Here is a 25033-nt window from a genome sequence, read left to right as displayed (position 1 = left end):
GGCCTGCTCTCGGGCAGCCTGCTGGCCGCGCAGGCGCTGGCGCCCCGGTGCAAGGTGATCGGCGTCGAGCCCGAGACGGCCAACGACGCCCAGCAGTCGCTGCGCGCGGGCCACATCGTGCGCATTCCCAACCCGCACACCATCGCCGACGGCGCGCAGGCACCGAGCCTGGGCGAACTCACCTACCCCATCATCCGCGAGCATGTCGAAGACATCGTCACCGTGAGCGACCAGCAGCTCATCGAAGCCCTGCGCTTTTTTGCAGCGCGCATGAAAGTGGTCGTTGAACCCACGGGCGCTCTGGCGTTTGCGGGCGCGCAGGCCTTTTCGGGCGAAGACGATGGCGCCAAGCTGCTGCACGGCGAGCGCGTGGGCGTGATCGTGAGCGGGGGCAACGTCGATCTGCCGCGCTACTCGCGGTTTCTGGCAGACTGATGCCCGTTTCAAAAAAAAGCAATTTCCTACTTCCTGCCATGAGCAACGTCACCGTCATCACCCACCCCCTCGTCCAGCACAAGCTCACGCTGATGCGCAAAAAGGACGCGAGCACCAACAGCTTCCGCCGCCTGCTGGGCGAACTCTCCACGCTGATGGCCTACGAAGTCACGCGCGACATGCCGCTGCAGGACATCGAGATCGAAACCCCGCTGGAAACCATGACCGGCAAGGTCATCGACGGCAAGAAGCTGGTGCTGGTCTCCATCCTGCGCGCGGGCAACGGCTTTCTGGACGGCATGCTCAACGTGGTGCCCGGCGCCCGCGTGGGCCACATCGGCCTGTACCGCGACCCGGCCACGCTGCAGCCGGTGGAGTACTACTTCAAGATGCCGTCCGAGATGGACGAGCGCGACATCATCGTGGTGGACCCGATGCTGGCCACCGGCAACTCGGCCGCCGCCTGTGTGGACCGCCTGAAAAAACTCAACCCCCGCTCCATCAAGTTCGTCTGCCTGCTGGCCGCCCCCGAAGGCGTGGCCACGCTGCAGAAGGCCCACCCCGATGTGCCGATCTTCACCGCCGCCATCGACCGCGAGCTGAACGACCACGGCTACATTCTGCCGGGCCTGGGTGATGCGGGCGACCGCATTTTTGGCACCAAATAAGAGCACAGCGCGCCGGGGCGTGCACCAGCCACCGCAGGGCCATCGAGCCCGGCGGTGGCTTTTTTCATGGTGGCTTGTCCGCGCCCGCAAATTTTTACCACCTGGTGGCTTTCCTCTGGCAGACTTGCCAGCGGTTTGCCGCAGTCCGGGGGGCCTACTGGCGCGCTCCTTGCTTGACAAAGGCACCTCCAACCCTTTGTTCGTTTGTCTGAAGGAACCCCACCATGACCACTCGCCGCCTTTTCACCGGACGCCTGTTCTGCACCTCCCTGGCCCTCTCGGCTGCTATGGCGATGGCGCCCTCACTGGCCACAGCGCAGTCCAAGCTCAAGGTCGCGGCGATCTACACGGTGCCCTTCGAGCAGCAATGGGTCAGCCGCATCCACAAGGCGCTCAAGGCCGCTGAAGCACGGGGCGAGATCGAATACAAGGCCAGCGAAAACGTGAGCAACGCCGACTACGAACGCGTGATGCGCGAGTACGCCACGGGCGGTAACCAGCTCATCGTGGGCGAGGCCTTTGCGGTGGAAGCCGCCGCCCGCAAGGTGGCCAAGGACTTCCCCAAAACGTCCTTCCTGCTGGGCTCCTCCGGCAAGCCGCAGGCGCCCAACTTCAGCGTGTTCGACAACTACATCCAGGAGCCCGCGTACCTGAGCGGCATGATCGCTGGAGGCATGACCAAGACCAACAAGATCGGCATGGTGGGCGGCTTCCCCATCCCCGAGGTGAATCGCCTGATGCATGCCTTCATGGCGGGAGCCAAAGAGACCAATCCCAAGGTCGAGTTCACCATCACCTTCATCAACAGCTGGTTTGACCCACCCAAGGCCAAGGAGGCCACCTTCGCGATGATCGACAAGGGCGCCGACGTGCTCTATGCCGAGCGCTTTGGCGTGAGTGATGCGGCCAAGGAAAAGGGCAAGCTCGCCATCGGCAACGTGATCAACACCCAGGACAAGTACCCCGACACGGTGGTGGCATCGGCCATCTGGCACATGGAACCCAGCATCGACCGCGCGCTCAAGCTGGTCAAAGAGGGCAAGTTCACTGCCGAGGACTACGGCCCGTATTCGATGATGAAGCACAAGGGCTCTGAACTCGCGCCCCTGGGCACGTTCGAGAAGAAGGTGCCCGCAGACATCGTCGCCAAGGTCAAGGCGAAAGAGGCCGACATCCTGGCGGGCAAGTTCACCGTCAAGGTGGACGACAACCAGCCCAAATCGACGGCCAAGTAAGCACTGAATGTGGCGGGCGCCCCCCTGCCCGCCCCCGCTCCAGTCTGTGCACAGGCCACCCCGGCAAAGCGGTGGCCTGTTTGTTTTCAAGCGTTGACTGCGCGCACCGCTGTTTTCTTTGACGAGGTACCACCCCCATGCAATCCCTCCCCGCCGCCAAGCCTTCCCTGATCTCCCGGTGCACACGCCTGCTGGGCGCCCTCACCCTCGCCGCCGTGGTCGCAGGCTGCGCCGCCACCGCGCCCGGCAAGACGGCGGTGCGGCTGGACGACACGCCCCGCATCGCCGTCATCTCCGCCTTTGCGCCGGAGCTGACCGTGCTGCTGCCCCAGGTGCAGCAACCCGCCAAGCACAGCATCAACGGCGTGGAATTCACCACCGGCACGCTGGAGGGCAAGCCTGTAGTGGTGTTTCTCTCCGGCATCAGCATGACCAACGCGGCCATGAACACGCAGCTGGTGCTGGACCGCTTCAACGTGAGCCATGTGGTCTTCAGCGGCATTGCAGGCGGCGTGAACCCCGGCCTGCACATCGGCGACGTCACGGTGCCCGCACAGTGGGGCCAGTACATGGAATGGCTGATGGCGCGCGAAGACAAGCCCGGCCAGTACAGCGCCCCCGCCTGGATGAAAAGCGAGCTGACAATGCCCGCCTTCGGCATGATGCACCCACGCCCCGTGGAGGTGCGGTCTGCCGCCAACCCCAAACTCACCAAAAAGTTCTGGTTCGAAGCCGACCCCAAGATGCTGGCCACTGCCCGCAGCCTGCAGAACGTGGGCCTGGAGCACTGCCTGGCCGCCACCTGCCTGAAACAGCGCCCGCAACTGGTAGTGGGCGGCAACGGCGTATCGGGCCAGGCGTTCGTGGACAACAAGGCCTTTCGCGAGTACGCCTTCAAGACCTTTGAGGCCAATGTGCTCGACATGGAAACCGCCGCCACCGCCATGGTGGCGCACAGCAATGGTGTGCCCTACATCGCTTTCCGTTCGCTCAGCGACCTGGCCGGTGGTGGCGAAGGCGAGAACGAAATGGGCACCTTCATGGGTCTGGCAGCGGCCAATTCGGCCAAGGTGCTGCGGGCGTTTTTGGCCAGCTGGAAGTAAATGACAGAGTCCACGGCTTCCGTCCTGCGCCTTTCGGGCATCACCAAACGCTTCGGCAAGCTGATCGCCAATGACAGCATCAGCCTGACCCTGGCGCGCGGCGAAGTGCTGGCCCTGCTGGGCGAAAACGGCGCTGGCAAGTCCACACTGATGTCCATCCTGTTCGGGCACTACGTGGCCGACGAAGGCAGCATCGAGGTCTTCGGCCAGCCCCTGCCGCCCGGCCAGCCGCGCGCGGCGCTGGCCGCGGGAATTGGCATGGTGCACCAGCACTTCACGCTGGCCGACAACCTCACGGTGCTGGACAACGTGCTGCTGGGCACCGAGCCGCTGTGGCAGCCCTTCTCGCGCCGCAGCGAGGCGCGCGCCAAGCTGCTGGCCGTGTCGCAGCAGTTTGGCCTGCCCGTCAGCCCCGATGCGCGCGTCGGAAACCTTTCAGTGGGCGAGCGCCAGCGGGTCGAAATTCTGAAAGCGCTCTACCGGGGCGCGCGCATCCTCATCCTGGACGAACCCACCGCCGTGCTCACCCCACAGGAGAGCGAGGCGCTGTTCGATACCCTGGCGCAGATGGTGACGCAGGGCCTGTCCATCATCTTCATCAGCCACAAGCTGGGCGAGGTGCTGCGCGTATCGCACCGCGTGGCCGTGCTGCGCCAGGGCAAGCTGGTAGCCGAGGCGCCTGCGCAGGGCACCACACAAGGGCAGCTGGCGCAATGGATGGTGGGCCATGCCATTGAAGCGGCCAAGCGCCGCCCCGCAAAGAATGTGGGCGAGCCCATCTGCGTCCTGACCCACGTGAGCACAGCCCCCACCGGGCGCGACCGGTTAAACGATGTGTCCCTCACCCTGCGCGCAGGCGAGATCGTGGCGATTGCAGGCGTCAGCGGCAACGGCCAGGTGGCGCTGGCCGATGTGTTGTGTGGCGTGCGCGCAGCCTCCTCGGGCGCGGTCACCCTGCGCGGCGCCCCTCTGCAAGCCCGGCCCGCATGGCTGGTGAGCCAGGGCGTGGCCCGCATCCCCGAAGACCGCCATGCCGTGGGCGTGGTGGGGGATCTGCCCGTGTGGGAGAACGCCGTGTCCGAACGCCTGCGCGGCCCCTGGTTTGCACACCCCTGGTTTGCACACCCCTGGTTTCGCGCCTTCTGGGTCAAACGCCGCGCGGCGCGCCAGCATGCAAAGCAGGTGGCCGAGACCTTTGACGTGCGTGGCGGCGGACCGGATGCGCCTGCGCGGTCGCTGTCGGGCGGCAACATGCAAAAGCTCATCCTGGGCCGGGCGCTGATGCCGCCACAGAATGGCGCGGACAACACCGCGCCCGCCCCCCAACTCATCGTGGCCCACCAGCCCACCTGGGGGCTGGACATTGGCGCGGTGATGTTTGTGCAGCAGCAACTCATCACAGCCCGTGACAACGGCGCCGCCGTGCTGCTGATCTCCGACGACCTCGACGAAGTGCTGGCGTTGGGCGACCGAGTGGCGGTGATGCATGACGGGCGCCTGAGCGAGGCCCGGCCCGCAGAAGACTGGACACGCGAAGCCATCGGCCTCGCGATGGCAGGCGCTGCACATTGAGCGACAACAACAAGAACAACCCACATGAGACTCGAAAAACGCAACCACACCTCCCCCGCCACCTACGTGCTGGCACCGGTGGGTGCTGTGGTGTTCACATTGATCGTCAGCGCCCTGCTGGTGCTGTGGGCCGGCGCGCCGGTGGGGCAGACCTACGCGCTGCTGCTCCAAGGCGCGTTCGGCTCGGTGTTTGCGCTGACCGAAACTCTTACCCGCGCCACGCCGCTGATCCTGACGGGCCTGGCAGCGGCCGTGGCCTTTCGGGCGCGGCTGTTCAATATCGGGGCGGAGGGGCAGCTCTACGCCGGGGCGCTGGCCGCTGTGGCGGTGGGCGGCATGCATGGCGGCACGGGGCTGGAGTGGTCGCCCTATGTGCTCTTTCCACTGATGATGCTGGCCGCCGCGCTGGCGGGCGCCGCGCTGCTGCTGGGCCCGGCGCTGATGAAAGCAAGGCTGGGCGTGGACGAGGTGGTCACCACGCTGCTGCTCAACTTCATCATGCTGCTGCTCGTCTCGGCGCTGCTCGATGGCCCGATGAAAGACCCGCTCTCGATGGGCTGGCCGCAGAGCGTGGCACTGCAAGGCGACCTGGAACTCTCCAAGCTGGTGCCGCAGACGCGGCTGCACACGGGGCTGCTGTGGGCCGTGTCGCTGGCCGTGATGCTGTGGGCGCTGCTGGCGCGCACGGTGCCAGGCTTTGACATCCGCGCAGCCGGGGCCAATGCGCGGGCGGCGGCGTTTGCAGGTGTGCCCATTACCCGCACTGTCGTGCTCGTGGCCTTGCTGTCGGGCGGCCTGGCGGGGCTGGCGGGCGCCATCGAGGTGGCCGGCCGTACGAGTTATGTGACGCTCGACATGTCACCCGGCTACGGCTACAGCGGCATCGTGATCGCCATGCTGGCCGGGCTGCACCCGCTGGGCGTGATCGCGGCGGGCACCTTTGTGGCGGGCGTGCTGGTAGGGGCCGACAGCATGAGCCGGGCGGTGGGCGTGCCCACCTACATTGCAGATGTGATCGTTGCGACCTCGCTGATCGCAGTGCTGGTGGCGGGCTTGCTGACGCAGTACCGCGTGCGCTGGAAGTGAGGGCAGCATGAACCCCCATTCACACCAGAATTTCAATAAAAATGGGCCTTTACCGCGCGTCCATCATGCCTTTTTAGCTATCAAAAACAAAGCAAACCATGCCGGAGCAGCTGCATGACCGAACTGCTCGACATCCTCGCCAACCCCGCGTTCTGGATTGCCACCCTGCGCGTGGCCACCCCGCTCATCCTGGGCACGCTGGGGGTTTTGCTGTGCGAACGCGCCGGGGTGCTCAACCTCGGCATTGAAGGGATCATGGTGGCCGGGGCCTTCGCTGGCTGGCTCACGGTGTATGCGGGCCATGGACTGTGGACCGGGGTGCTGGTGGCGGCGCTCACGGGCTCGGTGTTTGGCCTGCTGCACGCGTGGCTCACCGTCGGGCTGGCACTGTCGCAGCATGTCTCGGGGCTGGGCATCACGCTGCTGGCCACAGCGCTCAGTTACTACGGCTACCGGGTGAGCTTCCCCAAGGTGAACACGCCGCCCACCATCGAGCCGTTTGCGCCGATGGAATGGCTGGGCATTCCGATCCTCTCTGCGCAGACTCCGCTCACGCTGCTGGCGCTGCTGCTGGTGCCGCTCCTGGCCTGGCTGCTGCTACGCACCCCGCTGGGCCTGGCGGTGCGCATGGTGGGCGAGAACCCGCAGGCGGCCGAGGGCCAGGGCATCTCGGTAGCGGCAACCCGCACCGGCGCCATCGTGGCGGGGTCGGCGCTGATGGGCGTGGCGGGGTCGTTCCTCACGCTGTCGGCGTTCAACGCGTTTTTCTTCAACATGATCAACGGGCGCGGCTGGATCTGCGTGGCGCTGGTGGTGTTTGCGTCGTGGCGGCCCGGCAAGGCGCTGCTGGGTGCGCTGCTGTTTGCCTTTTTTGACGCGCTGCAGCTGCGCCTCCAGCAGGCGGGCGATGCGTGGCTGCCGTACCAGGTGTATCTGATGCTGCCGTACCTGCTGTCCATCCTGGCGCTGGTGCTGGTGGCACGCAAGGCGGCGTATCCGCAGGCGCTGATGAAGCCGTATCGCAAGGGGGAGCGATGAGAAGATGCGAATGCGCCCACCACGCCCGATTCATTCACCCCCTCTGGTCGGACCACACCGCAAACTCGTTGCCACTGGGCTCTGTGAAATGAAAGCGCCGCCCTCCCGGAAAGTCGAACACCGGCTTGACGATGCAGCCACCCGCCTTCACCACCTTGGCCAATGTGGCTTCGAGGTCTGCGCTGTAGAACACCAGCAAGGCGCCGCCAGTGGCCGGGGTGGAGCACAGACTGGCCTGAAAGAAGCCGCCGTCCAGCCCCTGGCCAGAGAAGGCTGTGTACTCGGGGCCATAGTCCACAAAGGCCCATGCAAAGGCCTTTTCAAAGAACGACTTAGTGGCAGGCAAATCGCGCGCGGCAAATTCGACGTAGTTCAGCTTTTCATGTGCGTTCATCGGACAGCCCTTTCTGATTGAGACCCCGCAGTGTGCCTGCACGTCCCAACGAATCTCTACACTCCCCACCATGCTCGACCTGCTCATCACCCACGCCACCCTGCCCGACGGCCGCCAGAACATGTCGATTGCCGTGCAAAACGGCCGCATCACCGAAGTGACCGAAGGCCTGCAAGCGCCCGCGCACGAAACGGTGGACGCCGGTGGCTTGCTGGTGAGCCCCCCGTTTGTGGACGCGCATTTCCACATGGATTCGACCCTGAGCTACGGCCAGCCGCGCGTGAACGAGAGCGGCACCCTGCTCGAAGGCATTGCGCTGTGGGGCGAACTCAAGCCCACCCTGACGCACGAGGCCATCGTAGAGCGCGCCCTGCGCTATTGCGACATGGCCGTGGCGCGCGGGCTGCTCGCCATTCGCTCGCACGTTGACACCAGCCACCGCAGCCTGCTGCCCGTGCAGGCGCTGCTGGATGTGAAGCAGCGTGTGGCGCCGTACCTGGATTTGCAGCTGGTGGCCTTTCCGCAAGACGGTGTGCTGCGTGCGCCCGGCGGGCTGGCCAACCTGAAACGCGCGCTCGATATGGGTGTGGACGTGGTGGGCGGCATTCCGCACTTCGAGCGCACCATGGCCCAGGGGGCCGAGAGCGTGAAGATCCTTTGCGAACTGGCGGCCGAGCGCGGCAAGCGCGTGGACATGCACTGCGACGAATCTGACGACCCGCACTCGCGCCACGTGGAAACCTTGGCGTTTGAAACACAGCGCCTGGGACTGCAGGGCCGCGTGACGGGCTCGCACCTCACCTCCATGCACAGCATGGACAACTACTACGTGAGCAAGCTCATCCCCCTGATGGCCGAAGCCGATCTGGGCGTGGTGGCCAACCCGCTCATCAACATCACGCTGCAGGGTCGCCACGACACCTACCCCAAGCGCCGGGGCATGACCCGTGTGCCCGAGCTGATGGCCGCAGGCCTGACGGTGGCGTTTGGCCACGATTGCGTGCTGGACCCCTGGTACAGCGGCGGCAGCGGCGACATGCTGGAGGCCGCGCATATGGGCCTGCACGTGGGGCAGATGACCAGCCAGGCAGGCATGCGGCAATGTTTTGATGCAGTGACGGTGAACCCCGCGCGCCTGCTGGGGCTGGAGGGTTACGGTATTGCGCCCGGCTGCCACGCCGACTTCGTGTTGCTGCACGCGAGCAACCCGGTGGAGGCCATCCGCCTGCGCGCTGCGCGGCTGGGGGTGTGGCGGCGCGGCCAGCGGGTAGCGAGCAGCCCAGCGCCGGTGGCACAGTTGCGCCTGCCGGGGCGGCCAAGCAGTACAAATTTCATTTCAACGGGCAGCTCTTGAGGTCTGTTGCAGTTCGCATGCCTCGACGGCCGTTCGCCACGACCTTGGGTGACCCAGCGTGCCAGACGACTACCATCGGGACACTCCAGCGGGCAATGATCATCCCGTGCAGCACCACCCCCAGCGCCTGAACCCATTGGTCGCTTTCGCCATGCACAAACAACTCCTCCTCTGCGTTGCGGCGCTGACATTCAGCGCCACTGCGAGGGCGGAAGCAAGCCTTGCGGACCTGATTTTCATGATGCCCAAGCTCGTCTTGATGGGCATCTACAACGAGTTGGCCAGGCCCTGGCTGCTGGCGGGCCTGTGGGGTGCCGCCGCATTGTTCTGGCTGGTGCGCGCAATCACCGGCCGAGATGCCGTCGGCGGACTGCTGGATAACTTCACCTACCCACGCAGGCCCTGGATCAAAACCAGCAGCTACGGAGCCATGGCTTTGCTGGCAATGGCCACGCTGCTTTATGTGCTGGTGGGCTATGCCCTGTGGGGAGCCCCCCAACGCTATGGGGGGCCCAACTTTCCGCAGCATTCAGCACAGCCATCGAAGGGGCCTGTCGTCAAGCACACCCTGCCCTACCCCCATGGCAAATCACCAGACAACCGGCGAGGCGAATGGCCCAAATCCAGTGGCCGCTTGCTCGGCCAACCTTACCTGGCCGCTGGTGGGGACACCCTGATCACGCTAAACAATCCCGGCGATGAAGGACTATGGGCGCGCCTGTGCGCGGCGGATGCCAACCCCTGTTCCCCGCTGAGGCAGGTCTACTTGTCCCCCGCGGAGGCTACACACTGGACCGCGTGGACGAAGGCAAATACCGCGTGGTATTTACCCAGACCAGTGGCAAAAACCTGTCAGGAAGCACCCGCGCGTTCTCAGTCACCGGAGACCGAAGGGGCAGCTTCAATCTGCCCCTGAAAGAATTCGACACCAAGCCATGACACTCTCGCCCGGTGTGAGACACAGGAAGCACTGGTGCGCTCATGCCATGCGCGCAATCGTCTTGCGAAACCGCGCCAGCGCCAGGCTGAACAGCACCGCCCCAATGCCCAGCAGCCACACCAGCGACGGCCACACCACCGCCCAGCCTGCGCCCCGGTAGAGGATGGCCTGGGCCAGCTCGGTGAAGTGCGTGGTGGGCGCCAGCGCCATGCCGTACTGCACCCACAGGGGCATGCTCTCGCGCGGGGTCACGCCGCCAGACAGCATTTGCAGCGGCATCATGATGAGCACCATGAGCAGCCCGAACTGCGGCATGCTGCGCGCCACCGTGGCCATGAAGATGCCCATGGACGTGGTGGCAAACAGGTGCAGCGTGGCGCCCAGCAGAAACAGCGGCACCGAGCCCTCGATGGGCACACCAATCGCCCAGCGGATCACCACCGTGAGCGACACCCAGGTAGCGACCAGCACCACCAGCGCCATGGCCCAGACCTTGGCCAGCATGATCTCGCCGGGGGTGACAGGCATCACCAGCAAATGCTCCACGGTGCCATGCTCGCGCTCGCGGATCAGCGCGGCGCCGGTGAGGATGATGGAGAGCATGGTCACGATGTTGATCAGCTCCATGAGCGAGCCGAACCATGCGGGGTTGAGCGCCGGGTTGAAGCGCGCGCGCACCACCAACTCCACCGGCTGGGTGGGCGCGCTGCGGTGGCCCTGAACGAACTCGGCGGCCTCCAGTTGTACGACCTGCGCCACTGCGCCGTTGGCGGCAAACGCCTGGCCATTGCGTGTGGCGTCCACATTCAGCTGCACCGAGGGGGACCTGCCCGCCAGCACATCGCGCTGGAAGTGGGCGGGAAGGTGCAGCACCAGCGTGAAACGGCCTGCATCCAGGCCGGGGTCTACCTCGTGCATGCCGATCATGGCCGGGCGTGTGAATTGGGGCGGGTAGAAGGCGCTGGCGATGCGTTGCGACAGGGCCGAGCCATCCTCGTCCACGATGGCGATGGGCACGTGGTACAGCGTCTCAGGCTGCGCCTTGCCAGCGGAATACACCGCCAGCGTGGTGGTGTAGACGATGAGGAACAGCATGGCCGGGTCGCGCCACAGGCTCCACAGCTCCTTGATGCCCAACCGAAAGATGTTCGACCACTGAATCATGTCCATCCCCCTGTGGCGCTGCGCGCCTTCCCCCTTCTCTCGCGCTGTGCGCGGGAAGGGGGACGCTGCCAGCGCGGCGGGGCGGCCCTTGCGCGGCAGCCACTGGCCTGTGCCGCGCCGGTTTCTGCGGACGGAGGCTCGAAGACAGCCATTGCAAGGTTGTGCGTCACTCAACTCTCCTGCTTTCTGAGGAGCGCAATCGCCGCGCCGACAATGACCGGCACCGCCACCAGCATGGGCCAGAACTCGGCCTGCAGGTCCTGCAGCGTGAGGGCCTTGTTGAACACGCCCCGGCTGATGGTGAACATGTGGCTGGCCGGGTAGACCTCGCCCACCCAGCGCGCAAAGCCGGTCATGGCCGACACGGGATTGATCAGGCCCGCAAACTGCACGGCCGGGATGAGCGTGCCCACCATGGCAAAGAACATGGCTGCAATCTGGCTGCGCGTGACCGTGGACGCCAGCAGGCCCATGCCCGTGGAGCAGAAGCTGAAGATGAGCGCCGCCAGCGCCAGCGTGCCAAAGCTGCCCGTCATGGGCACACCGAACACCGTGACGGCCGCCAGGCACATCAGCCCGAAGTTGAACAGCGCCAGCAGCACATAGGGCAGCTGCTTGCCCAGCATGAACTCGGTGCGCGTGGTGGGCGTGACGTACAGGTTGATGATGGAGCCCAGCTCCTTCTCGCGCACCACGGCCAGGGCGGTGAGCATGGCGGGCAGCATGAGCAGCAGCAGCGGGATGACTGCGGGCACCATGGCGGGCAGGCTGCGCACGTCGGGGTTGTAGCGGTAGCGGGTTTCTACCTCCACCAGGCTGTGTGGGGCCATGCCTGTGCGGCTCTGGATGGCCTGGGCGAGCCAGTCCTGGTGCATGCCCAGCGCGTAGCCCATGGCCGTCTCGGCACGCTGGGGCATGGCGCCGTCCACCCAGGCCCCGATCTGCACGGCCTGGCCGCGCTCCAGGTCGCGCGCAAAGCCAGGCGGGATTTCGAGCGCGAGCGAGATTTCGCCCGAGCGCATGCGCTGGTCCAGCTCGGCATGGCTGGTGATGGGCGGTCGCTCCGCAAAATAGCGCGAGCCCGCCAGGTTCAGGGTGTAGGCACGGCTGGCGGCCGACTGGTCGCGGTCCAGCACCGCAAAGCGCAGCTTTTCCACATCCATGCTGATGCCGTAGCCCATCACAAACATCAGGATCAGCGAGCCCAGCAGCGCCAGCGCGCCACGCACCGGGTCCCGCCGTAGCTCCAGCGCCTCGCGCCACTGGGTGCTGTGGATGCGCGCCAGGCTCTGGCGCAGGCGCTGCGCCCAGGTCGGGCGGGCCGGGGCGCTGCCCACCGGGGCCGACGGGGCCGGTTCGGCATTCGGCAGGCCAGACGCGCCTCCGCCTGCATCCACCAGGTAGCCGATGAAGGCTTCTTCCAGCGTGGTGGCGCTGCGCTGGGCCAAGATGTCGGCTGGTGCCGCACTGGCCAGCACCCGGCCCGCGTGCATGAGCGAGATGCGGTCACAGCGCTCGGCCTCGTTCATGAAGTGGGTGGAAATGAAGATGGTGACCTTGTCCCGCCGCGCCAGCTCCACCATCAGCCGCCAGAAATGGTCGCGCGCGATCGGGTCCACGCCCGAGGTGGGTTCGTCCAGGATCAGCAGCTCGGGCTCGTGCACCATGGCCACGGCCAGCGACAGGCGCTGTCGCATGCCCAGCGGCAGCTGCAGGGGCAGCGTGCCGCGCGCACCCTGCAGGCCAAAGCGCTCCAGCATGGTCCACACGCGCTGGGGTACCTCGGCCTCGGGCACATGGAACAGCCGGGCGTGCAGCACCAGGTTCTGCTCCACCGACAGCTCGCTGTACAGCGAAAACGCCTGCGACATGTAGCCCACGCGCCGCCGCGTGGCCATGTCCTTGGGGTCCACCGGCTGGCCGAACAGCCAGGCCTGCCCGTCGCTCGCGGGCAGCAGGCCGGTGAGCATCTTCATGGTGGTGGACTTGCCGCAGCCATTGCTGCCCAGGAAGCCAAAAATCTCGCCCCGCTGGATGCGAAAGCTCACATGGTCCACCGCCACAAAGTCGCCAAACTGCATGGTCAGGCCCCGGGCTTCGATGGCGATCTCGGCGGCTGACTCCGTCTGCAAGGGCGTGATCACCACGGGCTGGTGCCCGCGCCGTTTGGTCTCGGGCAGCAGGGCCACAAAGGCGGCCTCCAGACTCGCATGGCCGGTGCGCTGCATCAGCTCGGCGGGCGTGCCCGTGGCCAGAATGCGGCCTTCGTCCATGGCCACCAACCAGTCAAAGCGCTGCGCCTCCTCCATGTAGGCGGTGGCCACCAGCACGCTCATGCCCGGGCGGCCTGCGCGGATGCGCGCGATCAGGTCCCAGAACTGGGCGCGGGCCAGCGGGTCCACGCCCGTGGTCGGCTCGTCCAGGATGAGCAGGTCGGGGTCGTGGATGAGTGCGCAGCACAGGGCCAGCTTCTGCTTCATGCCGCCCGAGAGCTTGCCCGCTGGCCGCGCCAGAAACGGGTGCAGCCCGGTGCTGCGGGTCAGGTCGTCAATGCGGCGGCGGCGCTCGGTGGCGTCGTGGCCAAACAGGCGGCCGAAGAACTGCAGGTTTTCTTCCACCGACAGCGTGGGGTACAGGTTCTTGCCCAGGCCCTGCGGCATGTAGGCAATGCGCGGGCAAACTGCGTTGCGGTGGTGGCCGTCGGCCATGTCGCCGCCCAGCACCCGCACCTGCCCCCGCTGCACCGCCCGTGCTCCGGCCACCAGCGCCAGCAGGCTGGACTTGCCCACCCCGTCCGGCCCGATCAGGCCCACCATGCACGCAGCGGGCAGCTGCAGGTCGATGCCCTCCAGCGCCACCGTGCGGTGGTAGCGCTGGCTGACGCCTGCGAGGGTGACTACGGGGGCGGTCACTGTGCCGCCTGGGGGGCTGCTGTTTGCATGCTTTCTTTGACCGCCAGTTGCTGCGGCCAGGGTGCGCTCGGGTCGAGGCGCAGCCAGGCCACGCCAGGCAGGCCGGTCTTGACCTGTTCCCGGTGGCGCACCAGCAGATCCTTGGGGATGTGCGCCCGCACGCGGAACATGAGCTTTTGCCGCTCGCTGGCGGTCTCCACCGTCTTGGGGGTGAACTGCGCCGTGCTGGCCACAAACGAGACGCTTGCGGGAATCACAAAGCCGGGTGCGGCGTCGAGCACGATGCGCACTTCGCTGCCCAGCGCCACGCGGCCCGCCACGGTCTCGGGCAAGAAGAAGGTCATGTACACATCGGTCAGATCGGCCAGCTGCAGAACGCGCGCACCCGCACCCACCACCTCGCCCGGCTGCACCACGCGGAACTGCACGCGCCCGGCGCGCGGGGCCTTGAGTTCACTGTCGGCCAGCTCCACGTCGATGCGCGCCAGGGTCGCCTGCAGCGCACGCACATTGGCCTCGGCGCTGGTCACCTGCGTGCGCGCGGCGCCAATGCCCGCCTGCGCAGCCTTGGCCTGCGAGCGCGCAGCCGTCAATGCCGCCTGCAGGCTGTGCACCTTGGCGCGGTCATCGTCCAGCAGCTGGCTGGAAAAGAAGCCCTCGCGCGCCAGCTTCTCAGAGCGCGGCAGGCGCCGCTGGGCTGTGTCCAGGTCACTCTCACGCTGGGCCACCACAGCCAGGGCGGCTTGGTGGTCGCTCTCGCGCTGTGCCACCTGCACCCGTGCGCTGTCGATGGCCAGCTGCGCCTGCTGCAGCCGCGCCACGGCTTCGTCGCGCTGGGCCTGCAGGCTGTCGATCTGCATGCGGGCTACGGGCTGGCCCGCAGAGACGAACGCGCCCTCGTCCACCAGCACCTCCTGCACCCGCCCCGCGAGCTTGGTGGCCACGGCCACCTCGGTGGCCTCGATGCGGCCATTGCCGCTGACAAAACCAGGCCCGGGGCCCTGGGGCTGCCAAGGCGCCCAGCGCAGTAGCACAGCGCTCCCCGCCAGCACCACGGCCAGCGCCGCAACTATCGTCCATCGCTTGGTCATGGGTCATCCTTGCAGGGTGCTGGCGCAAACCCGCGCTGCGCGCGGTGCCAGACCCGTCAAAGGATGGTAGCCCTGGCCCCGGGCTGCCCCAAGCACTCCCAAGCGGTCTCTTGACCTGCATCAATCCCTGCACAAAGGCCCCCACCGGCGGCCTCCAGGGCCTCGGGCACCCACCGGTCTGCAGGCGCCTGGGCTGCGGGCCTGCAATGGGTGATCTGCTGAAAATTACAAGGAAAATCGGCCTTTCCGCCTGTCTGGCATGTCTTGATAGCTATCAAAAATATAGCTAACCCACCACATCAAACGCCGACAGGTGGTTGGCCAGGTGCATGGCATGCGCCTGCTCGTACTGCGCCTTGGTGAGAGCGCCATAGGCAAAGTGGGGCTGCAAGGGGCCGGTGTGGGCGGCAAAGTCCTGCGCCGCCTTGCGCAGGCGGGCCAGGGCGGCCTGTGCCTCGGCCGCTGCGTCCAGTGCGGGGGCGCCAGGGATAGGTTCGGCCAGGTTGTGGCTCATGCGGCCGCGCAGGGCAAACAGGTTGAAGGCTGCGGCGCCCAGCGTGTTCTGGAACAGGGCCGACTTTGGGGCTGGAAAACCCTGCAGCGAATACTCGATGCTCTGCGCGCAGTGCACTAGCGTCTGCGACCAGTTCCAGGCCGTGGCGGGGGCCAGCGGGCCCACGGCGGCGCTGGCCAAACGTTCCACCTCGCGCATGGCATCGGCCACGGTCGCAAAAACCAGCTGCCGGTCGTTGGCAGGCCGGTACAGCAAGTAGCCGCCCCCCGCCGCCACCCCCACGGTGGCCAGGCCTGCGCCATAACGCAGGAAAGCCCTGCGGGGCGATGCCATCGGGCCGGTGGGAACGCTGCTACTGCGGGAGGGAGTGGCTGCCATGGCGTGTGCGTGTCAATGACGTGGGTGACCTCAGGGCCTGCAATTTTGCGGCAGGCCCATGCCGGGCACCTACAGCGCGCGCCCCCCTGAAGGTCGGGCAGCCGACATTGGGCTGCTGGGCGACGCACAAGCGTTCTGTGCGCAGGCCGCCCAAGCCCCCCGGCGATCCCGCAGCAGCTCCACTCAGGCCGCCGTCGCCACCACTGCAGGCGCCGCAGCGGCCGCGGCAGGGCCCGACATCTCTACCCGGTTGCGGCCGCGTTGCTTGGCCAGGTACATGGCCTCGTCCGCTCGTTGCAGCGCAGCGCCCGCCGAGTCGCCCGGGCCGCACAGGGCAATGCCGATGCTCACCGTGAGAGGGATCGAGCGCGCACCTGCTGCGGCGGGGTGGGATTCGACCAGCAGCCGCAGGCGTTCGGCCACGGCGCGTGCGCCCTCTGCCCCGGCATTGGGCAAGAAGATGGCGAACTCTTCGCCGCCCAGCCGGCCCATCACGTCCTCCTTGCGCAGGCAGCGCAGGGCCAGGGCCACAAAGTGGCGCAGCACATCGTCGCCCGCACGGTGGCCCCAGGTGTCGTTGATGGTCTTGAAGTGGTCCAGATCCAGCACCAGCACGGGCACCGGGGTATGGGTGCGCTGGGCACCGCTCACGGCCTTGTCGAGCAAGGTGAAGAAGGCGCGGCGGTTGAAGACGCTGGTGAGCGGGTCCACCTCGGCCAAGTGGCGCAGCTCGCTGGTGATGAATTCGTTGGCCAGGATCAGCGCGCCAAACCCCAGCAGCACGGCGGCCACGATGGCCTCCAGCACCACAAACTGCGACACCAACGCCATGGGCCCCGCCCCCGGCAGCACCCCGGGCCCCGCACTGCCCAGCGTGAACAAGGCAGGCCGCAGCAGCAGGAACAGGCCATGCAGGCCCAGTACGCCCGCCAGCAGGTAGCGGGCGGGCACCCGATGCATACCCCCTGCCGCCAGGGTGCGCGCCGTGAGCAGGTAGCAGACACCCGCCCCCAGCCCCGCCAGCACAAAACGCATGCCCAGGTGCGGGTACACCACCGTGAACACCACCGACAAGGCCACCAGCGCGCCGATGCCCACCACCGCATAGAGGTGCGAAAACGGCCGCCGCCCCATGTAAGTGCGCCCGGCCAGCAGGCACAGATAGGCCCCCAGCGCCACAAACCCCTGTGAGATGACCACCCCCACTACCTCGGGCAGCCAGCTGCGCGCCAGCAGGCTCACGGTAAAAATCGAGCTGCACAAAAAGGACAGCATCCACAGGCGCAGGCCCGGGATGTTCTTGTTGAAATGCCACACGGCGTAGAGCACGGCGGTGACAAGCGCGGTCAAAAGCGCCGCAAGGATGGTGAGTGTGGGGCTGTGCACGGGGGGATGGGCAGGCGGGTGCCCCAAATGTTAACCGCGCCGCCGTGCCGCCCCGTTCCCGAGGGGCGCCCCCGGCGGGGTTCCTTGACCTGGGTTAAGGGCGCAGGCCCCGCCGTCTGGCATATCCCGGCTGTGCGGCCTACCCCGTCACATTGCATTCGCGGCGCAGCAGCGCCAGCGCGTCGTGCATCTGGTAGTCCATGTCGCTGAGCAAGGTTTTCTCGGCGTCCTGCACAAAGCTGGCCCACAGCGCAAGGTAGTCCTGCTGGTGCACCCCGGGCGCATGGGCGCGGATGAAGTCGGCCGCCAGCGCGGGCTGCAGGCCGGATTTGCGCGCCTTGCGCACCAGGCTGGCGGCGGTTTTCTCGGTCAGCAAGGTTTTCTTGGGCACACCGGCCGCCAGGCACAGGAACAGCGTGAGCAGCGAATGTTCGTCGTCGTTGCCGTCGGTGGTCTTGAGCCAGGTCTTGCTGGCGGGCTGTGGGGGTTCGGCGTCGTCTTCCAGCGCGTCCAGGCTGTGGTGCAGGGCCTCCACCTCGGCCAGCGGGTCGTCCAGCAGGAAGTAGCGCGCACGAAACGCCGCCATGGGCCGCAGCAGGGTGCGCAGCGGCGTGGTGGACTGCAGCAGCTTGGGCAGGTCGGCCAGCACGGCGCTGCAGTGCACCGCCACGGCGTCGTGCAGCGGCTGGGGCAGCCCGGGCGGCAGGCGCAGCGCCGTGGGCACGGGCAGCTTTTTCTTGCGCAGACCCGTCACCAGCTTTTCAAAAGCCGGTGCACTGGGCCACTCGCCCGCCGCCATGGCCTGCGGGGCCAGGGCCTGCATCAGCAGGCCCGTGCGGACCACGGCCTCGGCGTCGGCACCGGCGGACTCCAGCTCGTCGGTGTCCAGGTCGTACTGTGCGGCCAGCCACTCGGCGGCGGCGATGGCCTGGGCAATCTGGCTGCGCCGGGCCAGCTCGGCGCGGTAGTCGGCATGGCTGCGCAGCGACCAGGCGGCCAGCAGCGGCGTTTCGGCATCGGCATACCCGGCCATGCCGAAGTTGCTGCTCTCGGGCATGGCGATCAGCCGCTTGAGCATGTCCGAGCCGCCTTTGGAGCGCGACAGAAAGGAGTTGTCGCGCAGCGAGACCGCCGCCTTGGCCAGGTCACCGTCCGTGGTCTCCAGCAGGTACAGGCTGATGAGGTTGACCATGCGGTCGCGCGCTTTTTCCAGCTCGGGCCGCAAGAACTCGCTGCCAAAGTAGCGCGCAATCTGCACCATGCCCTTGGGCGCATCGGTATTGATGGCCGCCAGCCGGTCCGCATCGAGGATACCGTGCTGCACGCCGTACACCAGCGCCTTTTCAAAGAAAGGGCGCGCGTCGTGCAGTTGCAGTGCAGAGCTTTGAGACATCATCAAATCGCGGACTCTTCGTCGGAAGCGCGGGCCGCGGGCGTGGCCTTGCCCCGGTCGGTCTCACTGGTCTCGAACTTGCCGTCGTCTTCCTCGGCGGGGGCGTCGTCGCCCTCTTCCAGGCCCAGGTCAAACGCACGCGCCTTGGCGCGCAGCACCAGCAGCATTTCGATGAACAGGTCGCGGCATTCATAGCGCAACAGCCAGGCCATCTGCATCCAGTCGCGGTCGGCCACCTCGTCCTGGTCCACGCGCGGCTGCACGTAGCCGGATGCCAGCAGCTCGTCGTCGCTCAGCGTCACGCCGTAGTCTTCGGTCGCGTCAAAGGTACCGGTGCGGGCAAAGGCCTCCACGCGGCTCCACTTCTCGGCAAAGTAGTTGGCCAGGGCCTCGGCGCCGCCTTCCAGGTCGCCAATGGCGGTGAGGAACTCCACCGGATCGGCATCGTCGCGGAAGACCACGGCGTTGACCATGTTCCGCAGGTGGGTGTGGGTGAGGTCCTTGTACTGCTTTTCCAGCACCATGGCGCGCGCAAACTGCTCGGGCGTGACCAGCATGTTGACCACGGACGCCTTGGAGTCGTCGTACTCGCGCATCACGGCCAGGATGTCCTTGGGCGCGAGCTGGTCCAGCACCACCATCAGGGCGTTGTCGCCTTCGGCATCTGCCAGCTCGGCCAGGGCCGATTCGGCGCCCACGATGTCACCCGCAGCAATGAGGCTGGTGGTCTTTGTGATCAGGGCCAGGTGTTGGTTGCTGCTACTGCTCATGGTCGTCATTCCTTGCGGTCAAAGCCCACATCGGCCAGCCAGTTGGCGCTGGACTCCTCGCGCGTACGGCTGTTTTGCGGGTCCACCGCATCGTCGGCACTCAGGGCGCTGTAGTCGTCGTCGTGCTCGGCGGCGTCTTCACCATCGTCCTCGGCATCGCTGTCGCCATGCACAGCGGCGGCGGGCGCCATGCGTGCATGCTGCTGCAGGTATTCCAGCCCCGCCGCCACCGCCAGAAAACGCGCGCCCTGGGGCTCACGCAGCACGGTCTGCGCCAGGCTCTGCGCCCAGGGCTCCAGCGCCACGGCGTGGGTCAGGCTGTGCCAGTCGGGCAAGGCATCCACGGGCAGGCCCAACAGTTGCTCGACGGCTGCAGGCTGGGTGAAGCGGAAACCCCGGTGAAACACCACGGCCACCATCTCGGGGGCCAGCTCCATCATCTGCACCAGAAAGGCGATTTCGTTGCGCTTCTCTGCCAGGCGCTTGCGCAGCACATCGTTGCCTTCGGAGTCGGAGACCAGGTCGTCCAGCTCAGCCTGGTAGGCGGAGCGCAGGTCATGAAAGTAGGGAGAAAGTTTCACAGAAGCGATCAGGAAGAAGAAAGAATGCGCGCCGAGTAGGCTTGCCAGATCTCTTGCGCGGTCTGCAGCGGGTCGTCCAGCAGGTTGCGGCGGCGGTTGTCGTCGTAGGCCTGGCGCGCCTCGTCGTCGGACAGCACCTCGTACGCCTTTTGCACCTGGGCAAAACGCTGGGCAGCGTCGGGTGCGTCGTTGCGATCGGGGTGGTAGAAGGCGGCCTTCTGGCGATAGGCCTTCTTGATGTCGGCCAGCGACGCATTGGCCGCCAGCCCGAGGGCAGCGTAGTGGTCTGCAGTCATTGAATGGTGGGTGGTGTGAAAGCCGGTGGCGATGGTGATAGCCATGACGCAGGCCGCAGGGGCCTGCCATCGCGTATCAACCGTGCATCAGCCGCCCAGGCTCACAAACACGTTTTGCACGTCGTCATTGCCGTCGATGGCTGCCAGGAAGCTTTCGACCTCTTCGAGCTGCTCGGTTGTGAGGTTGGCGGGGTTGACGGGGTTCTTGGGCTTGTAGCCCAGCTTGGCGGTGAGCACCGTGAAGCCGTGGGCAGGCAGTGCACGGCTCACCAGGTCCAGGTCGGTGGGTTCGGTCCAGAAGACTGTGGTGCCTTCTTCGTCGCCCGCTTCAAAGTCCTGCGCACCGGCTTCAATGGCGGCCAGCTCGGGGTCGGCATCGGCATTGGCGCGCTCGGCCTCGATGATGCCCACATGGTTGAAGTCCCACGCCACCGAGCCCGAGGTGCCCAACTGGCCCTTGCGGAACAGCACGCGCATCTCCGGCGCCGTGCGGTTGACGTTGTCGGTCAGGCATTCGACCATCACGGCCACCTGGTGCGGGGCAAAACCTTCATAGATCACGCGCTCGTAATTGACGGCGTCGGCCCCTGTGCCCGAACCCTTCTTGATGGCGCGCTCCAGCGTGTCCTTGGGCATCGAGGCCTTGCGGGCCTGCTCGACCACCAGGCGCAGGCGCGAGTTGCTGGCCGGGTCGGCACCGCCGCGCGCGGCCACGGTGATTTCCTTGACCAGCTTGCCAAACAGCTTGCCCTTGGCATCGGCCACCAGTGCCTTGCCTTTTGCTTTCCACTGCGCGCCCATGGAGTTACCTTTTTGTGTGGGAATTGAGAGGGGTGTTTGCCGCAGGTCGCCCTGCGCGGCAAAACCCTATAGTTTACCCGCCGCCCTGCAACTGCCCCGTGCGGACAACCCTGGCGCTGTCGTGGCGACGCAAAACGGGGGGGCATCCCACCCATCCCCCGCCGACCAGCGTGTAACCTCGGCACCACTCCGGCTCTCACCCGCCCCAGCGCCTACATTCATCCCATGCTCAACACCCTGTGGCTCGGTTTTTTCATCACGGCGGCGGTGGCCGCGCTGGCCCAGTGGCTGGTGGGTGGCAATGCCGACATCTTCTCGGCCATGGTGCAGGCGCTGTTCCAGATGGCCAAGCTCTCGGTCGAGGTGATGGTGCTGCTGTTTGGCACGCTCACGCTGTGGCTGGGCTTCTTGCGCATCGCCGAGAAGGCGGGCCTGGTGGACGCCCTGGCGCGCTGGCTGGCGCCGCTGTTTGCCAGGCTCATGCCCGGCGTGCCGCGCGGCCACCCGTCGCTGGGGCTAATCACCCTCAACTTTGCGGCCAACGCCCTGGGGCTGGACAACGCGGCCACACCCATGGGCCTGAAGGCCATGAAGGCGCTGCAGGAGCTGAACCCGCAGCCCGACACGGCCACCAATGCGCAGATCCTGTTTCTGGTGCTCAACGCATCCTCGCTCACGCTGCTGCCGGTCACCATCTTCATGTACCGCATGCAGCAGGGCGCGCCCGACCCGACGCTGGTCTTCCTCCCCATCCTGCTCGCCACCTCCGCATCCACCCTGGTGGGGCTGCTGAGCGTGGCCGCGGTCCAGCGTCTGCCACTGTGGAGCCCCGTGGTGCTGGCCTACCTGCTGCCCGTGGCGCTGGTGCTGGGCGGCTTCATGGCGCTGCTGACCACGCTCAGCGCCGCCGCCCTGGCCTCGTTGTCGTCGCTGCTGGGCAACCTCACGCTGTTTGCGCTGGTGGTGCTGTTTGTGGCTTTGGGCGCCTGGCGCAAGGTGCCGGTGTACGAAGCCTTCATCGACGGCGCGCGCGAAGGCTTTGACGTGGCCAAGGGCCTGCTGCCCTACCTGGTGGCCATGCTGTGCGCGGTGGGCGTGTTCCGCGCCTCGGGCGCGCTGGGCTATGTGCTGGACGGCATCCGCTGGTGCGTGACCACGCTGGGCGCCGACGCACGGTTTGTGGATGCGCTGCCCACCGCCCTGGTCAAGCCGTTTTCGGGCAGCGCCGCGCGCGCCATGCTCATCGAAACCATGCAGACCCAGGGCGTGGACAGCTTTGCCGCCCTGGCCGCCGCCACCATCCAGGGCAGCACCGAAACCACCTTCTATGTGCTGGCCGTGTACTTCGGCGCCGTGGGCATTCAGCGCGCCCGGCATGCGGTGGGCTGCGCGCTGCTGGCCGAGCTGGCGGGCGTGGTGGCCGCCATTGCCGTGTGCTACCAGTTCTTCGGGTAAAAAAATAGATCAAATCAGGCCCTGCCGCCCATTCAATCAGCCCATGCAGCTATCATCCTTATAGCAATCGATGGGCCTTTCCTGATTTTTCCTCTCGTGCGGCGACTTCCACCACTTCTGCAAGCAACGATTGGTGGTTTCCACCATGCGGGTGGCAGAGGGGCCGCCTATGCTGTCCCCCGCAGGGCGGGCGGCGGCGCCCCGGCGGCATTGCGGGGATGCCTCTCCAAGACCCCGTGACCTCCCTGACAAGCGCCTTCCACCACGCTCCATGACCCTGCCCCACCACCCCGCAGCACCCCACGAAGCCGAAGGGCGCCAACACGCCGAGGCCTTGCTCCAGCTGTGCAAACGCCTGGAGCGCGCCTGGACCTTGCCCGACGTGCTGGAAGCCGTCAAACCCATGGGCGAAAGCGTTTTCGACTATCGCCATGTCTGGCTGGCGCTTTTCGACGAAGCCACAGGGATGCTGGATTTCCTCACCCACACCACCAGCGGCGAAGAAAGCGCCCTGAGCCGCCAGATCCAGACCATGAAAATCCCCGTGAAGGGGGATGCACTGCTCGAAGAAATCATGCAGGCCACCCACGTCGTGGTGGTGGAAGACGCGCGCACCGACCCGCGCACCAACAAGGCCGTGGTGGCGGCATTGCACAACCGCACCATCGTCAACGTGCCGCTGGTCATGGCCGACCAGCGCCTGGGCGCACTGGGCATGGGCACCTATGGCGACGAGGAAGGCGTGCGGCCGCCCAAGCCCTGGCAGGTCGCGCTGATGCAGGCCACCGCCGGGCATCTGGCCGTGGCGCTGGACCGGGTGCGCTTCATGACCGCGCGGCGCGAGGCCGAAGAAGCGCTGGTGCACCAGAAAGAGCGCCTGCAGGTGACCCTGCAATCGATCAGTGACGCCGTGGTCACCACCGATGCTGCGGGGCTGGTGCAATACCTCAACCCCGCTGCCCAGGCGCTGACCGGCTGGCCGCTGGCCGCCGCCTGCGGGCGCAGGCACCAGGATGTGCTGGGCCTGGGCACCGAGCCCGGCACCGACACAGCCCCCGACCTGGTGGGCCGCGCACTGGAGCAAGGCATTACCCAGTTCCATGCGAAGCTGCGATGCACGCCACAGGCGGGCGCACCGTTGCTGATCGATCTGTCGGCCTCCCCCCTGCTGCGCCCCGGTGGCGATGCCGACGGCGTGGTGCTGGTGTTTCGTGACGTGACCGAGGCCAGCCGGCTGAGCCGCGAAATGGAGTTCCAGGCCCTGCACGACACGCTCACCAGCCTGGGCAACCGCCGTGCGTTCGAGCACCTGCTGGCCCAGGCCTTTGCCGCCACGCGCGATGCCACGGCCCGCCACTGCGTGTGTTACCTCGACCTCGACAATTTCAAGGTGATCAACGACACCTGCGGCCATGCCGCAGGCGACGAACTGCTGCGACAGGTGGCGCGCCTGTTTCTGGCCCACCTGCAGCCCCAGGACCTGCTGTGCCGCCTGGGCGGCGACGAGTTCGGCATCCTGCTGTGGCAGCAGGATCTGCAGCAGGCCTTGCAGGTGGCAGAGCGCATGCAGCAAGAACTGGCCGCGTTCCGCTTTGTATGGCGCGACCATGTGTTCAGCGTGAGCGTCAGCATCGGGGCAGTGATGCTCGACGCCACCACGGAAAGTGTGGGCGCCCTGCTGCAGGCAGCCGACAGCGCCTGCTACGTGGCCAAGGACGGCGGGCGCAACCGCATCCATGTCTATGCCGAGAACGACCCGGCCCTGGCACAACGCTATGGCGTGATGGAATGGGTCAGCCGCATCGAAGACGCCCTGCAGCACGACCGGTTCGAGCTGTTCGGCCAGCCCATCATCGGCCTGGGCGCGGCCCCTGACAGCCAGCGCCGTGGCCTGCGTTGCGAAATCCTGCTGCGCATGCGCACGGCCGATGGCCGCCTGGTTTCGCCCGGAGAATTCATGCCCGCCGTGGAGCGCTACCAGCTGGCCGCCCGCGTGGACCGCTGGGTCATCAAAAAGGCCTTGGCATGGATGGCCGAACACCAGGAGGGGGTGGAGCTGTGCAGCATCAACCTCTCGGGCCAGTCGGTGGGCGACGCCGCCTTCCTGGGCCAGGTGCTGCAGGCCATGGACCTGACCCCGGTGCGCTGCGACCGCCTGTGTTTCGAGATCACCGAAACCGCTGCCATGGGCGACCTGGCAGCGGCCAACCGCTTCTTCCAGGCCCTGCGTGCGCGGGGCTGCCAGTTCGCGCTCGACGACTTTGGCAGCGGACTGTCTTCCTACGCCTACCTGCGCGAGCTGGCGGTGGACACGCTCAAGATCGACGGCCAGTTTGTGAAGAGCATGGCCGACGACCCCGTGAGCTTTGCCATGGTGAAGTCCATCCACGAGATCGGTTGCCTGATGGGCAAGAAGACCGTGGCGGAGTTTGCCGAAAGCCAGGCCATCGTGGACCTGCTGTCCGGC

Annotated in this window: 22 protein-coding genes; 11 read left to right on the top strand and 11 right to left on the bottom strand. The window is 66.7% G+C overall.

Annotated elements, in window-relative coordinates; all coding sequences use genetic code 11:
• The 7 genes from AC07Z7_RS20855 to AC07Z7_RS20825 form a co-directional block, all read left to right on the top strand.
• Positions 1 to 435, top strand: a 435-nt coding sequence (locus AC07Z7_RS20855) for a pyridoxal-phosphate dependent enzyme (RefSeq protein WP_494767531.1), incomplete at its 5' end; no start/stop codon positions are given.
• A gap of 38 nt (positions 436 to 473) precedes the next feature.
• Positions 474 to 1103 (top strand): uracil phosphoribosyltransferase, encoded by a 630-nt coding sequence (gene upp, locus AC07Z7_RS20850; protein WP_094291073.1) that lies wholly within the window; start codon positions 474 to 476, stop codon positions 1101 to 1103.
• 224 nt (positions 1104 to 1327) lie between these two features.
• The gene (locus AC07Z7_RS20845) at positions 1328 to 2338 is read left to right on the top strand and encodes a BMP family protein (protein ID WP_094291072.1); all 1011 of its coding nucleotides are present in this window, start codon (positions 1328 to 1330) and stop codon (positions 2336 to 2338) included.
• Between the two features lie 137 nt (positions 2339 to 2475).
• Positions 2476 to 3441 (top strand): 5'-methylthioadenosine/S-adenosylhomocysteine nucleosidase, encoded by a 966-nt coding sequence (locus AC07Z7_RS20840; RefSeq protein WP_094291071.1) that lies wholly within the window; start codon positions 2476 to 2478, stop codon positions 3439 to 3441.
• A complete protein-coding gene (locus AC07Z7_RS20835; RefSeq protein ID WP_494767530.1) occupies positions 3442 to 5013 on the top strand; it encodes an ABC transporter ATP-binding protein in 1572 nt (523 codons plus the stop codon).
• A gap of 24 nt (positions 5014 to 5037) precedes the next feature.
• Positions 5038 to 6099: an ABC transporter permease gene (locus AC07Z7_RS20830; RefSeq protein WP_494767529.1), complete on the top strand. Its 1062-nt coding sequence runs from the start codon at positions 5038 to 5040 to the stop codon at positions 6097 to 6099.
• A gap of 114 nt (positions 6100 to 6213) precedes the next feature.
• Positions 6214 to 7137 (top strand): ABC transporter permease, encoded by a 924-nt coding sequence (locus AC07Z7_RS20825; RefSeq protein WP_494767528.1) that lies wholly within the window; start codon positions 6214 to 6216, stop codon positions 7135 to 7137.
• 34 nt (positions 7138 to 7171) lie between these two features.
• Here the strand turns inward: AC07Z7_RS20825 and AC07Z7_RS20820 are convergent, their stop codons facing one another.
• Positions 7172 to 7531, bottom strand: a complete 360-nt coding sequence (locus tag AC07Z7_RS20820) for a VOC family protein (RefSeq protein WP_494767527.1) — start codon at positions 7529 to 7531, stop codon at positions 7172 to 7174.
• Between the two features lie 70 nt (positions 7532 to 7601).
• Between AC07Z7_RS20820 and AC07Z7_RS20815 the strand changes: the two genes are divergently transcribed.
• Positions 7602 to 8885: an amidohydrolase family protein gene (locus AC07Z7_RS20815; RefSeq protein WP_494767526.1), complete on the top strand. Its 1284-nt coding sequence runs from the start codon at positions 7602 to 7604 to the stop codon at positions 8883 to 8885.
• A gap of 151 nt (positions 8886 to 9036) precedes the next feature.
• Positions 9037 to 9801, top strand: a complete 765-nt coding sequence (locus AC07Z7_RS20810; protein ID WP_494767525.1) for a hypothetical protein — start codon at positions 9037 to 9039, stop codon at positions 9799 to 9801.
• A 63-nt stretch (positions 9802 to 9864) separates the two neighbouring features.
• On the opposite strand, the gene AC07Z7_RS20805 is transcribed toward AC07Z7_RS20810, so the two are convergent.
• The 10 genes from AC07Z7_RS20805 to AC07Z7_RS20760 all read right to left on the bottom strand — a co-directional run bounded on the left by AC07Z7_RS20805 (position 9865) and on the right by AC07Z7_RS20760 (position 21111).
• Positions 9865 to 10989 carry an ABC transporter permease gene (locus AC07Z7_RS20805; protein WP_494767524.1) on the bottom strand — a complete coding sequence of 375 codons (1125 nt, stop codon included), beginning with the start codon at positions 10987 to 10989 and terminating at the stop codon, positions 9865 to 9867.
• Between the two features lie 170 nt (positions 10990 to 11159).
• Complete coding sequence (gene rbbA / locus AC07Z7_RS20800; protein WP_494767523.1) at positions 11160 to 13901, bottom strand: ribosome-associated ATPase/putative transporter RbbA; 2742 nt, start codon at positions 13899 to 13901, stop codon at positions 11160 to 11162.
• Positions 13898 to 14992 (bottom strand): HlyD family secretion protein, encoded by a 1095-nt coding sequence (locus AC07Z7_RS20795; protein ID WP_494767522.1) that lies wholly within the window; start codon positions 14990 to 14992, stop codon positions 13898 to 13900. Before AC07Z7_RS20795 ends, rbbA begins: the two co-directional genes overlap by 4 nt.
• 286 nt (positions 14993 to 15278) lie before the next feature.
• On the bottom strand, positions 15279 to 15884 hold the full coding sequence (locus tag AC07Z7_RS20790; RefSeq protein WP_494767521.1) for a DUF1569 domain-containing protein: 606 nt from the start codon (positions 15882 to 15884) through the stop codon (positions 15279 to 15281).
• A gap of 183 nt (positions 15885 to 16067) precedes the next feature.
• Positions 16068 to 17270 carry a GGDEF domain-containing protein gene (locus AC07Z7_RS20785; RefSeq protein ID WP_494767520.1) on the bottom strand — a complete coding sequence of 401 codons (1203 nt, stop codon included), beginning with the start codon at positions 17268 to 17270 and terminating at the stop codon, positions 16068 to 16070.
• A gap of 139 nt (positions 17271 to 17409) precedes the next feature.
• Positions 17410 to 18666, bottom strand: coding sequence for a hypothetical protein (locus AC07Z7_RS20780; RefSeq protein ID WP_494767532.1), 1257 nt, complete (start codon positions 18664 to 18666; stop codon positions 17410 to 17412).
• Positions 18666 to 19433, bottom strand: a complete 768-nt coding sequence (locus tag AC07Z7_RS20775; RefSeq protein WP_494767519.1) for a hypothetical protein — start codon at positions 19431 to 19433, stop codon at positions 18666 to 18668. Before AC07Z7_RS20775 ends, AC07Z7_RS20780 begins: the two co-directional genes overlap by 1 nt.
• Positions 19434 to 19438: 5 nt before the next feature.
• A complete protein-coding gene (locus tag AC07Z7_RS20770) occupies positions 19439 to 20014 on the bottom strand; it encodes a hypothetical protein (RefSeq protein WP_094291058.1) in 576 nt (191 codons plus the stop codon).
• Between the two features lie 8 nt (positions 20015 to 20022).
• Positions 20023 to 20310, bottom strand: coding sequence for a DnaJ domain-containing protein (locus AC07Z7_RS20765; protein ID WP_094291232.1), 288 nt, complete (start codon positions 20308 to 20310; stop codon positions 20023 to 20025).
• An 87-nt stretch (positions 20311 to 20397) separates the two neighbouring features.
• The gene (locus AC07Z7_RS20760) at positions 20398 to 21111 is read right to left on the bottom strand and encodes a YebC/PmpR family DNA-binding transcriptional regulator (protein WP_494767518.1); all 714 of its coding nucleotides are present in this window, start codon (positions 21109 to 21111) and stop codon (positions 20398 to 20400) included.
• Positions 21112 to 21336: 225 nt separating this feature from the next.
• Here AC07Z7_RS20760 and AC07Z7_RS20755 point away from each other — a divergent pair, with 225 nt between their 5' ends.
• Both AC07Z7_RS20755 and AC07Z7_RS20750 read left to right on the top strand, forming a co-directional pair.
• On the top strand, positions 21337 to 22566 hold the full coding sequence (locus AC07Z7_RS20755) for a nucleoside recognition domain-containing protein (RefSeq protein ID WP_494767517.1): 1230 nt from the start codon (positions 21337 to 21339) through the stop codon (positions 22564 to 22566).
• A gap of 271 nt (positions 22567 to 22837) precedes the next feature.
• Positions 22838 to 25033 (top strand): EAL domain-containing protein (locus AC07Z7_RS20750; RefSeq protein ID WP_494767516.1); only part of this gene is annotated, 2196 nt, incomplete at its 3' end.

The organism is Acidovorax sp. GW101-11A03 (assembly GCF_059424825.1).
The sequence above is the reverse complement of the archived record's forward strand: the minus strand, read 5'-3'. Positions and strand labels throughout refer to the sequence as shown.